Source organism: Acinetobacter sp. MD2, assembly GCF_035615575.1.
GTDB lineage: Bacteria > Pseudomonadota > Gammaproteobacteria > Pseudomonadales > Moraxellaceae > Acinetobacter.
The window spans coordinates 45,518-58,941 of record NZ_VTDK01000006.1 but is presented as its reverse complement, the minus strand read 5'-3'; the positions used below and the strand labels follow the sequence as shown (position 1 = coordinate 58,941).

Sequence of the window (13,424 nt, the reverse complement as noted above, 5' to 3'; positions counted from 1 at the left end):
TTTTTGAATGATGTTGATATCACATAATGAATGAAAAATATTTCTTTTTCCTAATCTTAGGTAGCCAAAATAATGTATCCGTATACAAGTTTACAATTTCCTAAAACTACCATTTTATTGTTGTCTTGTTGTGTGATGCAGCAATTGTATGCCCAAGATGAGACGCAATTAAATACCGCACAATTGGCGGTTATTAAAGTTGAAGCAACACATACCGACACGTCATATTTACAAACACCTGCATCGGTTTTTCGGGTAGATGCTCCTAAGCAACAAAATAATCTAGGCGTAAATTTAACTGAGGTTCTACAGGGTGTACCGAGTATTCAGTTAAATAATCGTGAAAATTATGCCCAAGATTTACAATTATCGATGCGTGGTTTCGGTGCACGTTCGACCTTTGGCGTGCGCGGTATTCGGTTATATGTGGATGGTATTCCTGCCACTATGCCAGATGGTCAAGGACAAACGTCAAATATTGACTTACAAAGTTTAGATCACTTAGAAGTGCTGACAGGGCCATTTTCGACGTTGTATGGTAATTCATCGGGCGGGGTTGTGCTGGCAAGCACTAAAGAAGGACAAGGCCCTGATTCAATCACATTACGTTATGGCGGTGGTAGTGATCAACGCAGCAGCAGTTCACTTATTTTGCAAGGTGGTGCGAAGCAAGATAATGAGCCGAGTTATGTTGTGAGTTCATCTTATTTTGACACCAATGGTTATCGTGACCATAGTGCAGCCAATAAAGTGTTGAATAATGCCAAATTGACATGGAACTTAACGGATGGTTCTAAAATTAATTGGGTAACCAATTATGTGAAAATCAATGCGGATGATCCGCAAGGTTTAAGTAAGCAAGAATATTTACAAAATCCAAAGCAAGTCCAAGCTAATGTCAATCTTTACCGTGTACGTAAAGAAATACAACAAACCCAAACTGGTGTCACTTGGTCAAAACCAATGAATGACCAAAATGAACTGTATGCGATGGCGTATGTTGGGAATCGTCAAGTCACACAGTATCAAGGGATACCTTTTGTAACACAAAAAAATCCAAATAATGCAGGCGGTGTAATCGATTTTGATCGTAACTATTATGGCTTAGATTTACGTTGGACAGGAAAAGAATTCTTACCAAACACAACAATTAGTGCAGGGCTTGCACTTGATAGAATGAATGAAGATCGCAAAGGTTATTTGAATGTAGATAGTTTAAACAATCCAACGGCTTACGGTATAAAAGGTGATTTACGCCGTGATGAAAACAATACCTTATGGAGTGTTGATCCATATTTACAAGCCTCATGGCAATTTTTACCAACGTGGCGAATTGATACAGGTATCCGTTATAGTAATGTGCATTATCAGTCAGAAAACCATTTGAATGCGAATGTACAAACTAAAAAGAGTGCAGATAAAGTATTACCTTCTATTGCAATGAGTTGGCAGATTCAGCCTAAACTTTTAGCATATATGAGTTATAGTAAAGGTTTTGAAACACCAACATTTACTGAAACTTCATATAGCTTAGATACAGGTTTAGGTAGTCCACAAATTACTAATGGCATCAATCAAAGCTTAAAGCCTGCAACAAGTGATAATTATGAGATTGGTTTGAAGTCACAAAACGTATATGGTGTATTTACCGTTGCGGTTTTTAATAGTCAAACACAAAATGATATTGTTAGTTTCTATAGTGATGCTGGGCGTAGTGTATTTCATAATATAGATAAAACAACACGTAATGGCGTAGAACTGTCTTGGAATAAAAAGTTGTGGAGAGATTTAACGGCCCAAGCCAGTTATAGTTTCTTAGATGCGAAATTTGCTTCAGATGTACAAGACTATAACAAGAATGTGATTCGAAGTGGCAATAAAATTCCTGGAGTTGCACAAAATCAAGCCTATGTAGGTTTAAATTGGCAGTCTGAACAAGGTCTGTTCGGTGGTGTAGATGTGCATTATATGGATAAAGTTTATGTTAATGATGCTAACTCCGAAGCTGCGCCAAGTTATACCGTCACTGCTTTAAATATTGGATACAGTTGGAAATTAAAGGACTGGGCATTAAGCACTTATGCGAGAGTCGATAATTTATTTGATAAGCAATATGTTGGTTCAACCATTATAAATGTTGCACCTGTTCCAGTGAATGGTGTACAGGTTGGGCGCTATTACGAACCTGCCGAAGGACGTAATTGGAGTGCAGGTTTGAGTCTAACCAAGCAATTTTAATTGAGGTGATGAATGTCAAAATTATTTCAGTCAATACAATTTGGCGAGCTGGAACTAAACAATAAAATTATTATTGCCCCAATGTGTCAATATTCTGCAACCAAACAGGGTGAAATCAGTTATTGGCATGAGCAACAATGGGCAAGTTATGCGCTTTCAGGTGCGGGTTTGTGTATTGTTGAAGCCGCGGCTGTTCAAGCAGAAGGTCGAATTTCTGCTGCCGATTTAGGGCTGTGGAATGATACGCAGCGCGATCAAATGAAAGCATTACTGTCTAAAGTAAAAGTATTATCACCTATGCCTTTTGCCGTGCAGTTGGCACATGCGGGACGTAAAGCTTCAACCCACAAACCTTGGGATGGTGGTGGTCAAATGACTGATGCAGCCAAAGGCTGGCAAACGGTTGCGCCGAGTGCTTTAGCATTTCACGAAAAAGACCGACTACCGCAAGCTTTAAGTCTTGATGAAATTGAACACATTAAACAAGATTTTGTATCTGCTGCTCTTCGTGCGGTAGATGCAGGCTTTGATCTGATTGAAATTCATGCTGCACATGGCTATTTACTGCATCAGTTTTTATCGCCTTTAAGTAATTTGCGTGAAGATGAGTATGGCGGCAGTTTTGACAATCGGATCCGTCTCACACTAGAAATTACCCAAGCAATTCAACAAGCCGTGCCACAAGGTTACCCTATAGGTGTTCGAATTTCGGCAACTGATTGGATGGAATATCAAGCTGAGCCAAGTTGGGATCTTGCATCGAGTATTTTGTTGGCACAGCAATTAGAAAAATTGGGCGTGGCCTATATTCATGTTTCAAGTGGTGGTTTACACACCAAACAAAATATTGAGATTGAACCCAATTATCAAGTAAGGTTTGCTGAAGCGATAAAAGCCAAAGTGAAAACTCCTGTGATTGCTGTTGGTTTAATTACCGATGCACAGCAAGCTGAAATGATTGTGCGTGGTGAACACGCCGATGCGATTGCGATTGCACGTGCTATTTTGTATGACCCACGTTGGCCGTGGCATGCTGCTGCGACTTTAGGGGCTTCAATTAAAGTTGCGCCGCAGTATTTGCGTTGTCAGCCGCATGGCTATTCACAACTCTTACAACCGTTTTAATTGATTAATAAAAGCATTTAAATTTTTTAAATGCTTTTTTTCTGAGGTGATTTTGCTACTTAGTATCTTGGTGCCGATTTTACTGTGCATGTTATTGGGATATATCTGTGTTCGGCTTGAACTTTTGACGGCGGAACAAATCAAGACGCTTGGTGTTTTTGTTATTAGAATTGCCTTGCCCGCATATATTCTACATGCACTTGCGGATAAAAGTTTCAACGATATTTGGTTGCCAAGTTATGTGATTGCTTATATGGGTGGTTCTTTGCTGCTCTTTGGTTCCGCTTATTTGCTGCATCGCTATTATTTTAAAAATAATTTGACCCAATCTGCGGTTTTAGCAATGGGTGCATCGATGTCAAATACAGGACTAATTGGCTCTGCTATTTTACCTTTGCTTATTGCAGGTCATGCGGTTGTTTATTTGTCTTTAACACTCATGATTGAAAATTTAGTGATGATTACCATGGTGCTGCTCTTGGCAGAAGCAGGACTACACGGGCAACAAAATACTGTGTTAATGTTGAAAAAAACCGTACTTAATTTAATTAAAACACCATTGGTGGTTGCAATTTTGGCCGCATTTCTCTGTATTTTATTTGGCATTAAATTACCTGTATTCATCGATCAGGTTTTGAAAAATATAGGTCAAACTGCTTCACCTTTGGCATTGTTCGTAATTGGTGGTAGTTTAGTGGGACTAGGCTTTAAAACCATTAATTTTCAAGTGACGTTGATTGTACTATCGAATGTTGTGCTGATGCCTTTACTGATGTTTGGTTTATTTAGCCTATTACCTAATGTGCCTGATGAAATGAAACATGCAGGTACATTGATTGCAGCATTACCAATGCCGATTGTTTTTGGTATTTTAGGGCAAATATATGGCTTAGAAAAACAAGCATTGACTGCCTTAATGCTAAGCACAATTTTAGGGTTTATCGGGACAAGTTTACTGATTGTTTTGTGGTGGTAAATTCATCACAATGCTGATCTGACTAGGGTGTGTTGACATTATTAGGTGGTAATTTAACCACATGTGAATATACATGAATTTCCACCTAATGATGTCCATATAGCGGTAGCCAAATGTAAATACAAGCCAAGAAAACTGCACTTTCATAATTGCGCTTGAGCTTATCAAAACGAGTCGCAATGCCCCTAAATTGCTTCAATCGACAAAACATATTTTCAACTAAGTGTCTGATTTTATATAAATGCCAGTTCATGTGATCATTATTGGATTGTGTGTTGGATCTTCTGGGTATATTCGCCTTCGTCTCAGTGGTTCTAATCTGTTCACGTATAGATTCAGAATCATATCCTTTATCCGCACATACAACCTCTGTTTCTGCTAAATCTAATTTGGAAATCAGATCAGGAGCAATCTTAGCGTCATGAGTCGTTCCATCTGAAATAATGATTTCGATGGGATTGCCATGTGCATCAACAGCTAAGTGAATTTTAGAACTATTTCCTCCAATACTTTTAGAAATAGCTTGATGCTTAATTCCCGCTGAATGTTGATGTGCACGAACATGACTTCCATCAATAAAAATCCATTCTGTATCAGAATCATAGCGAATTAACTCAAATATTTGCATGAATTTCTTATTTTTAGACCATCGACTATATTTTTTAAATACTGAGTTGGAATTTCCGAATTCTTTAGGCAAGTCTCTCCATGGACATCCTGTCCGAATCCGATAAAGAATTGCTTCCATGAAATTTCTCAAATTTTGTTTGAGATAAATCCTAAAATTGCGGAAAATAGCGACTAACTTAGACCAGTGTTGATCTTTCAGCATGGTACGAGGCATAGCGAATAGTAAAATTGGGTTTGGCGATTTGATTTTACGACTTCGCTATTTTTTTGAACAGAAATTGTCAACAGACTCTACTCTTTACCTTAAATGGATTAAACTGAAAATATGCGGGAGAGTTTATGTCTTGCCCTCATTTTCGCTAAATGATCATGATATTCTTCGCTAAATTTTCAGCTACAGGGTCAAATTTTAATAATTTTACCAAAGGCATAATTGCATATTATTTCTTCTATATAGTGCAAAGTTGTTTTTATTTTGGTGGTTTTTGCTCAAAAAAATGCCACGAGTTTACGTGGCATTTCATTTATGCTGTATTACTTAGCGGCATCATCCAATAATTGATTAATTTCACTGACCGAACGTGCCCCTGAAATACGATGGCCATTTTGTAAGAAGAATGTTGGTGTACTATCAATTTGTAATTGTTTGCCCAAATTTAAATTCTTTTGAATTGGGGTGGTACAGGTGGTGCTGGCATTTGGTTGTTTGCCATGTAAAACATAATTTTCCCAAGCTTGATATGGTTTTTTCGAGCACCATACTTGGGTAGCAATATTTTGTGCATTTGGGTGTAAGCTTGTGAGTGGGAATAAGAACAAATAAATCGTTACATTATCGACCTGTTGTAATTCCTTTTCGAGTTCATGGCAATACGGACAATCGGGGTCGCTAAATAAATAGATTACCCGCTTACCATTGCCTTTTACCTGTTTAATCGCTTGCTGTAGTGGCAAAGTTTTAACATCAATTTTACTGAGTTCTTGTTGGCGTTCTGCGGTTAAATTGGTTTTATTTTTAAGATCAACCAAATTGCCTAAAAAGAAATAGCGTGCATCATCATTGGTATAGACAATTTCACCATCCATATACACTTCATAGATATTGGGAATAGGCGTGTTATTCACTGACTGAACTTGTATATCGGGAAAATTCTTTTTGATGTTTTGCGTAACTGTATTGGTGTCGGCATGGGCAAGGCTGATACTACAGAGACTGAAACTTAAGGCGCTTAAGCATGCTTTTAGTGTCATGTTCATTGGTTAAATCGTCATTTTGTTAACGTGATGATTTCTTATAGAGCATAAACTTAAGCTTGTCCTTAAAATTTGTTTAACGGACTGTAATTTTTATCGAATCTAATGGTTTTAAGAGAGAAATCATCCAATGTATGGATGATTTCAGTATTCTAATCTACTTTGGTCGTGCAACATCGCCATTTAAAGCTTCAGGCAATGCCAATACGTTTAAAGCGAATGCTGTGAGGGCGTCAGGTTTGGCAACCACCAATGCTTTGTAGCCATCTGCAATGCCAATACTATTGACCACTTGCACATCAGAACTTAATTTTTCACCCATTGCAGGGGCAGAACCTTGTGCCTGTACCAAGTGCAACCAATGTTTAGGCTTGGCTTTAAACCACAGTCGCGCCACAATTTCTTGACCCAAATAACAACCTTTGTCGTAATGAATACCTTCACGTTGATGTAGGCGTAATTCTTGTGGTTGAAACTCATGTGCTGTGCTTTGGTCAATAAAGGCTTGACCTTGTTCAATCGCATGCAATTGCCATGCTGCTACATCAGTTTCTTGTTCAATAAAAACGGTGGCTTCTGCCTCAAATTGCGGATATACCGCAACAGCATCAGATAAGGTCATTTTAGAAAATGCACCATATTTTTTAATATGTTTGGCAAATGCTTCACTTTGATTTTGTGTGACGACAATTTCAAAATGTTCGCTGTTGTGTTGGCGTAGCCAAAGTCCAAATTGAATTCGGCCTTTTAAATCACAAATGGCAGTGTAGCAGGGTGCTTTAGATGGAACACGTTCTACATGTACCGTGACTTGTCCTTGTAAAAATTTGAGTGCATCGACACCCTGTAACTGATAACGAATAAATGCAAGGTCGCTCATATAAGTTTTTAGTCAAAATAAAAGATAAAGCTATTGTGGCCGAATTTTAAAAAAAATTCAGCGTTGTCTTGAGCGAAAATAAACAATTTATCCATCTATCTAAAACCTAATCGTGAATAGATGAATCGATACTTATGATTACAAAATCAGCACTTTTTTTGATTTTGGATTATTTTATATTGAAAGCATCACAATTGTGACGACATATTCATTAATAAGGAACAAAAAAGAGGTTGTTATGAGTGGATGGTATGAGGTTTCGTTAGCATCAGATGGGCAGTTTCGCTTTGTGCTAAAAGCAGGCAATGGCGAAAAAATTTTAACCAGTGAGTTATATAAAGCCAAAGCTTCTGCGCTCAATGGCATTGAATCGGTACAGAAAAATAGTTCTGAAGATACGCATTATGAACGATTAGAAGCAAAAAATGGCAAAGCTTATTTTAATTTAAAAGCAGTCAACCATCAGGTGATTGGAACGAGCCAACTTTATAGTGGTGAGCAAGCACGAGAAAAGGGCATTGAGTCGGTTAAACACAATGGCATTACAGAAATCATAAAAGACCTCACCCAAGCTTAAAGTAAACTTAGTTAAAATCAGCATGTTTCGACATGCTGTTTTTGTTGTAATGCGTAATAGGAAATAAAAAGATGAAAAAGTGGCTTTATGGTACTGCTACAGGTGTAATTTTAATAGCAGGGACTTGGGTTGCATCACCGTATTGGATGATGTATCAACTCAAACAAGCCTATCAGCAACAACAGTTTGAAAGAGTTTCAACTTATATTGATTATGCTCAGGTTCGTCAAAGTCTAGAACCACAAATTGAGAGCGTTGTCGTGTCTCAGCTGCCACAAAATCAAAGTCGTTGGCATGCGATTGTTCGTAAAATGATTGAGAGCAAAATGAGTCAAAGTGTTTTAGATCATTTGGTGTCAGATCGTACTTTACAACTTTTGATGCAAGGAAAGCAGCTATCGGACATCATTCCACATTTTAATTTAACCGAGCAACGCCGTTCAGCCTATAACGTTTTACAAGCCAATACCGCAGTTTATGAAGATCCTAGCAAAAAGCCACAAGGGACAAATTACCATACTGCTTATGTATCGCCCAATCGCTTCGCTATTTCATTACAAACCCAAGATGGAAAGCAAACGCAGTTTATATTTAGTCGCTATGCAGGTTGGTATTGGAAAATGACGGCAGTTGATTTAGGACTGGATTGATTATGGCATTTTAAGACCTGTATAGGATCAGTTCATATGCGGTCATTAGCAATCATCACAATAAAATTTTGCTGTTAAAAGCCACTTATGCCGACTGTGCATGGGGATTACCTAGTGGTGGTTATGAACGATTTCAAGTTCAAGATCTAACAGCGGTTCAGAAAACTCGAGTGCAAGATTGTTTTTGCATTCAATGGTAAAGTGATTAGCCGAAGTTTTTAAAATAAAAAAGATCAGTCTCATGATGAATACTGATCTTCCGCTTGCGCATTATTCATCTAAAAAAACCGCAAAATTTTCTACAGCTTCGCGCGGAGTAATAAATGTATTCACCTTGGCATCGGGGTCTGCGTAACCTATCGCCACGGTACATACCAATTCTTCATCGTCCGACGCATTGAGCACATCAAGTACAATCGGGTGGAAATGATTCCATGCTGCTTGCGGACAAGTATCTAAGCCACGCGCTTTGGCGGCTACCATCACGTTTTGAATCATCATGGCAATGTCCATTTTCGAGCCAATGCCCATGGCTTTATTGACAGTAAAAAATAATCCGACAGGTGCATCAAACAGCTTGAAGTTGCGCAGCTGCTGTGCGGCCATTTTTTCTTTTTCGCCACGTTGAATATTCAGCAAGCCATACAAGCCCCAACCATTTTCACGGCGGCGGTCAATAAACGGTGAGATCCATGTTTGTGGATAGTAGGCGAAAGTTTCTTTGTATTGCTGTGCCAGTTCAGGATTTGCATTGACTTCAAGTTGTGCTGAACAGACACGGTTCACCATCTCATCGCGTTTTTTCCCTGACACGATATAAACTTTCCAAGGTTGGGTATTGGTGCCTGAAGGCGCTCGGCTTGCAACGGCAAGAATGTCTTGAATAATTTGCGCTGCAACGGGTGTATCTAAAAAGGCGCGTACCGAATGGCGTGAGCGAATGGCATCATCAACAGCTTGAACACGATTTAAATCCATAAAAATTCCTTGCTCTAATTTTGTCGTTTTGGCGAATATAAACGATCTATTCATCGGTTGACTAGCACGAACAGAAAAAAAGCCCAGTTTTTAAAAATAGGCGTTAGTCCACAGCAGTTAAAACGTGATGCGCGAGCGGATATTGCAGTTTGTTTGCTCTATTCTTGCGCTATTTTGCTGTGGTTTTTTAGAATAACGCACTCAAAATGGTGCACAAAACAATAAAAAAAGTTGGAATGTAGGGTTGAATGCGTATAATTGCACTTTTTTGAACGAAAAGTGAATTTTTGATCATTTTTAGTGCAAAAAATAGACGGTAAATTTGCTGCTAAATTTTTGAAAGATACATGAATTGGGCTGATCATTTGCATAAAAGATTAACATTTCTATCTTCGGGGTGTATTGCAATGCAATGTTGGACAAAAACTTTTATTAGAGGGAGACTTGAGTGGATCACGGGTTAACTGAGCGTTTAATATCATGGATTGATATTTTAAATACACCTTTATGGAATTTTTTAGTTATTTTTTTATTGGCAACGGGCTTTATTTATACCTTTGTCACTAGAGCTGTGCAGATTCAGATGTTTGTACAAAGTATTCGTGTCATGTATTCAAGCCGTCAAAGCGCAGAAGACAAGCACGGTATTACCTCATTCCAAGCGTTTGTTACAGGTTTAGCAAGCCGTGTAGGCGTGGGTAATATTGGTGGTGTGGCCATGGCAATTGCCATTGGTGGCCCAGGTGCAGTATTTTGGATGTGGGTGACGGCATTACTTGGTATGAGTTCTGCTTTTGTCGAGTCAACGCTTGCTCAGTTGTTTAAAATTCGTGATCATGAAAGTAAACAATTTCGTGGTGGCCCTGCGTACTACATTATTAAAGGCATTAAAAGTAAACCTTTAGCGCTCGCGTTTGCGGTTGCGATGATCATTACTTATGGTTTGGCATTTAACTCAGTTCAAGCCAATGCCATTATTGGTTCAAGTTCACATGCTTGGGGATGGGACAAAGCCAATATCATTTTACCATTAGGTGGTTTAAACCTCACCATTTCATGGGTGGGCTTAGTACTTGTTGCACTTACAGGTATGGCGATTTTTGGTGGTATTAAGCGTATTGCCCATTTTGCCGAGATGTTTGTACCTTTAAAAGCAGGTCTTTATTTAGCAACTGCATTTTATATTTGTATTAGCAATTATGAAGTTGTGCCACACGTTTTTGGCTTGATTTTCTCTAAAGCATTCCAGTTTGACGCAGCCGCAGGTGGTTTTTTTGGCAGCATGTTCTCTATGGCAATGATGCAGGGGATTAAACGTGGTTTATTCGCCAATGAGGCGGGGATGGGTTCAGCGCCGAATGCCGCAGCAGCATCGGATGTAAAGCATCCTGCCAACCAAGGTTTAGTACAAATGCTAGGTGTTTTTGTTGACACCTTTATTATTTGTACCAGTACCGCACTCATCATTTTAATTTCAGGTGTGTATACGCATACAGGTGGTTTGCAGGGGATTGAATTGACGCAATATGCGCTTCAAACGCAAATTGGTGAATATGGAGATGATTTCCTTGCGATCTTATTATTCTTGTTCTGCTATTCAGCAATTTTAGGTAACTATGCTTATGCTGAAAGTAATATGCAGTTCTTGCACAATAGTCCAAAATCGATGTTGGTGTTCCGTATTGCGGTATTACTCATGGTGTACTTTGGCGCAATTACTAGCGTACCGTTGGTTTGGGCATTTGCCGACTTATCAATGGGTGTAATGACTACCATCAACCTTGTTGCAATTTTACTATTGATGCCATATTTAAAAGTTTTATTGACCGATTATCGTCGTCAATTAAAACAAGGAATCAAAGATCCAGTATTTAAATTAAATGACCATCCTGAATTAAAGAAAAAAGTCGATTCAGATATTTGGTAATTTAAATTAGCTTAAAAAACCAGTCATAAGACTGGTTTTTTTAAATTTAAAATTCTGATTTTTATATCAAAAAATAAATTTTTAACTATTTAAGCAAAAAAACAAAGCGATTGATTGTTTGCTGAGCACTTGAGTCGGCGCAGCTCTTGACCTGTCATGCATAACTATAGATAATGCACCCACAGTTTACGGCTATGTAGCTCAGTTGGTTAGAGCACCGCACTCATAATGCGGGGGTCACAAGTTCAAGTCTCGTCATAGCCACCATTTTAAAAACCATGCACCTAGCATGGTTTCTTTTTTTGTGCATTTTGTATATTTAAATAAAAAAGCCTAGACATGATGTCTAGGCTTTGAAATCAGAAATAAGCTTAAATGCCTGCTTTCCAACCGTTTACAATCGGGTAGCGACGTTCACGGCTAAATGCACGTGAACTAATACGTGGGCCAATTACACCTTGTTTGCGTTTATATTCGTTTGTATCGACTAAACGAATTACTTTTTCCACAACTTTTGCATCAAAGCCACGCGCAATAATTTCATTTTGACTTAAATCCTCTTCGATATAAGCATATAAAATCGCATCAAGTACATCATATGCAGGTAGTGAATCTTGGTCTTTTTGATCTGGGCGTAATTCTGCCGAAGGTGGGCGAGTAATCACACGTTCAGGAATCACAGGCGTTTCGCTAATGCTATTGCGGTATTTTGCCAACTCAAACACAATAGTTTTATAGACATCTTTGAGTACCGCAAAACCACCGACCATGTCGCCATAAAGCGTGCAGTAACCCACAGCAAGCTCAGATTTATTGCCCGTAGAGAGCACTAGATTACCAAATTTATTTGATAATGCCATCAGTAGCATACCACGCGAGCGTGCTTGTAAATTTTCTTCGGTGGCATCCGCAGGGGCGTTACCAAAGAATGGATACAAGGTTTGCATGAAACTATTCACGACATTGTGAATTTCTGCCACGCCAAATGCAACGCCTAAGTTTTTCGCTTGTTCTGCGGCATCTTCAATGCTGATTTGTGCGGTATAAGTATAAGGCATCATTACGGCTTGGACTTTGTCTGCACCTAAAGCATCTACAGCAATCGCAAGGGTGAGCGCAGAGTCGATTCCACCCGAGAGTCCTAAAATCACACCAGGGAAGCCTGAGCGTTGTACATAATCACGCGTTGCCATGACTAAGCCTTGATAAATCTCCGCCATGGTTTCAAGTTCAGGTTTTGCTGCTTGTATTTTAAAGCTTGCTGGTTCGGCATCAAATTCGGCATAGCCCAACTGTTCTTGGAAGCTGTCTAAGCGGAAAATCAATTGACCTTCGCGGTCAAGTGCAAAGCTTGAACCATCAAAAATCAAATCATCTTGGCCACCCACTTGGTTGGTATACATCAAATTAATACGGAACTGTTTTGCCAATGCTGCCATTGTTGCAACACGATGCTGTGGTTTGCCAACCTCATAAGGTGATGCATTCAAAACTAAGATGCTATCAACATTGAGCTGTGCTAATTGTTGAACTGTATTGATATTCCAAATATCTTCACAAATCAGTACGCCAAATTTATGTTCTAAATACTCAAAAACTAAATGTTGGTGCCCTTCGTTAAAATAACGTTTTTCATCAAATACGCTGTAATTTGGTAGGTTTTGCTTATTGTAAATGCCGAGTACTTCGCCATCTTTCATAACCGCGGCTGAATTTAAACGCTGACCATCTTCTGTGTGATGGACAAAACCAAAAACCATGACAATATCTTTTACTTGTGCAAGTTCGGCAAACGCATTTTGGGTGCGTGCTTTGACACTTGCGCGCAGTAACAAATCTTCGGCTGGATAGCCAATTGTGCTTAATTCTGGAAAGATAATAATATCGGCTTTTTCGGCTTTGGCTTGGTTCGCCTGCTCAATCATCTTAAGCGTGTTTTTTTCAATATTGCCAATGTGTGGAGAGAATTGAGCAAGGGCAATTTTAAAGTTTTTCATTTAAATCAGTCCTATTCCTATAGGGTGGTTACATATTGCTGATTTATAAAATTTAGTTATTCAGCGCAATGTAATAACAGCAGAAAATAAATAGTATGTCGCTAGCTGATACTATATACGAAACTGAGCTGAGATTAAGCTTAAAAATAAAAAAAACTACATGAAATTGATCAAAAAGATGCTTTTTCTTGA

Annotated in this window: 11 protein-coding genes and 1 tRNA gene; 7 read left to right on the top strand and 5 right to left on the bottom strand. The window is 38.7% G+C overall.

Going from position 1 to position 13,424, the window contains the following annotated elements; genetic code table 11:
- Nucleotides 1–72: 72 nt before the first annotated feature.
- The 3 genes from FXN70_RS09585 to FXN70_RS09575 are packed head-to-tail and all read left to right on the top strand — an operon-like array spanning nucleotide 73 to nucleotide 4,339.
- A complete protein-coding gene (locus FXN70_RS09585; RefSeq protein ID WP_420714401.1) occupies nucleotides 73–2,238 on the top strand; it encodes a TonB-dependent receptor family protein in 2,166 nt (721 codons plus the stop codon).
- A 12-nt stretch (nucleotides 2,239–2,250) separates the two neighbouring features.
- Nucleotides 2,251–3,363, top strand: coding sequence for an NADH:flavin oxidoreductase/NADH oxidase (locus FXN70_RS09580; RefSeq protein ID WP_324647243.1), 1,113 nt, complete (start codon nucleotides 2,251–2,253; stop codon nucleotides 3,361–3,363).
- Nucleotides 3,364–3,415: 52 nt separating this feature from the next.
- Nucleotides 3,416–4,339, top strand: a complete 924-nt coding sequence (locus FXN70_RS09575; protein ID WP_324647242.1) for an AEC family transporter — start codon at nucleotides 3,416–3,418, stop codon at nucleotides 4,337–4,339.
- A gap of 85 nt (nucleotides 4,340–4,424) precedes the next feature.
- Here FXN70_RS09575 and FXN70_RS09570 read toward each other — a convergent pair whose 3' ends face one another.
- The 3 genes from FXN70_RS09570 to FXN70_RS09560 all read right to left on the bottom strand — a co-directional run bounded on the left by FXN70_RS09570 (nucleotide 4,425) and on the right by FXN70_RS09560 (nucleotide 7,103).
- The gene (locus FXN70_RS09570) at nucleotides 4,425–5,183 is read right to left on the bottom strand and encodes an IS5 family transposase (protein ID WP_324647241.1); all 759 of its coding nucleotides are present in this window, start codon (nucleotides 5,181–5,183) and stop codon (nucleotides 4,425–4,427) included.
- A 320-nt stretch (nucleotides 5,184–5,503) separates the two neighbouring features.
- Nucleotides 5,504–6,226, bottom strand: coding sequence for a DsbC family protein (locus tag FXN70_RS09565; protein WP_324647240.1), 723 nt, complete (start codon nucleotides 6,224–6,226; stop codon nucleotides 5,504–5,506).
- A gap of 154 nt (nucleotides 6,227–6,380) precedes the next feature.
- On the bottom strand, nucleotides 6,381–7,103 hold the full coding sequence (locus tag FXN70_RS09560; protein ID WP_324647239.1) for a folate-binding Fe/S cluster repair protein: 723 nt from the start codon (nucleotides 7,101–7,103) through the stop codon (nucleotides 6,381–6,383).
- 238 nt (nucleotides 7,104–7,341) lie between these two features.
- Here FXN70_RS09560 and FXN70_RS09555 point away from each other — a divergent pair, with 238 nt between their 5' ends.
- Both FXN70_RS09555 and FXN70_RS09550 read left to right on the top strand, forming a co-directional pair.
- A complete protein-coding gene (locus FXN70_RS09555) occupies nucleotides 7,342–7,680 on the top strand; it encodes a YegP family protein (RefSeq protein WP_324647238.1) in 339 nt (112 codons plus the stop codon).
- A gap of 71 nt (nucleotides 7,681–7,751) precedes the next feature.
- The gene (locus FXN70_RS09550; protein WP_324647237.1) at nucleotides 7,752–8,330 is read left to right on the top strand and encodes a DUF2939 domain-containing protein; all 579 of its coding nucleotides are present in this window, start codon (nucleotides 7,752–7,754) and stop codon (nucleotides 8,328–8,330) included.
- A gap of 270 nt (nucleotides 8,331–8,600) precedes the next feature.
- On the opposite strand, the gene FXN70_RS09540 is transcribed toward FXN70_RS09550, so the two are convergent.
- Nucleotides 8,601–9,308, bottom strand: coding sequence for a nitroreductase (locus FXN70_RS09540; RefSeq protein ID WP_324647236.1), 708 nt, complete (start codon nucleotides 9,306–9,308; stop codon nucleotides 8,601–8,603).
- A 448-nt stretch (nucleotides 9,309–9,756) separates the two neighbouring features.
- Between FXN70_RS09540 and FXN70_RS09535 the strand changes: the two genes are divergently transcribed.
- Nucleotides 9,757–11,235: a sodium:alanine symporter family protein gene (locus tag FXN70_RS09535; protein ID WP_324647235.1), complete on the top strand. Its 1,479-nt coding sequence runs from the start codon at nucleotides 9,757–9,759 to the stop codon at nucleotides 11,233–11,235.
- 190 nt (nucleotides 11,236–11,425) lie between these two features.
- Nucleotides 11,426–11,502, top strand: a tRNA-Met gene (locus FXN70_RS09530).
- A 104-nt stretch (nucleotides 11,503–11,606) separates the two neighbouring features.
- Here the strand turns inward: FXN70_RS09530 and FXN70_RS09525 are convergent.
- Entirely contained in the window at nucleotides 11,607–13,232 is a 1,626-nt protein-coding gene (locus tag FXN70_RS09525) for an NAD+ synthase (protein WP_324647234.1), read from the bottom strand.
- Nucleotides 13,233–13,424 lie beyond the last annotated feature (192 nt).

Excerpts from the sequence above, each read along its gene's own strand:
- FXN70_RS09555 (WP_324647238.1), top strand. The coding sequence starts at position 7,342 with ATGAGTGGATGGTATGAGGTTTCGTTAGCATCAGATGGGCAGTTTCGC.
- FXN70_RS09580 (WP_324647243.1), top strand. The coding sequence starts at position 2,251 with ATGTCAAAATTATTTCAGTCAATACAATTTGGCGAGCTGGAACTAAAC.
- FXN70_RS09585 (WP_420714401.1), top strand. The coding sequence starts at position 73 with ATGTATCCGTATACAAGTTTACAATTTCCTAAAACTACCATTTTATTG.
- FXN70_RS09550 (WP_324647237.1), top strand. The coding sequence starts at position 7,752 with ATGAAAAAGTGGCTTTATGGTACTGCTACAGGTGTAATTTTAATAGCA.
- FXN70_RS09560 (WP_324647239.1), bottom strand. The coding sequence starts at position 7,103 with ATGAGCGACCTTGCATTTATTCGTTATCAGTTACAGGGTGTCGATGCA.
- FXN70_RS09525 (WP_324647234.1), bottom strand. The coding sequence starts at position 13,232 with ATGAAAAACTTTAAAATTGCCCTTGCTCAATTCTCTCCACACATTGGC.
- FXN70_RS09540 (WP_324647236.1), bottom strand. The coding sequence starts at position 9,308 with ATGGATTTAAATCGTGTTCAAGCTGTTGATGATGCCATTCGCTCACGC.
- FXN70_RS09565 (WP_324647240.1), bottom strand. The coding sequence starts at position 6,226 with ATGAACATGACACTAAAAGCATGCTTAAGCGCCTTAAGTTTCAGTCTC.
- FXN70_RS09570 (WP_324647241.1), bottom strand. The coding sequence starts at position 5,183 with ATGCCTCGTACCATGCTGAAAGATCAACACTGGTCTAAGTTAGTCGCT.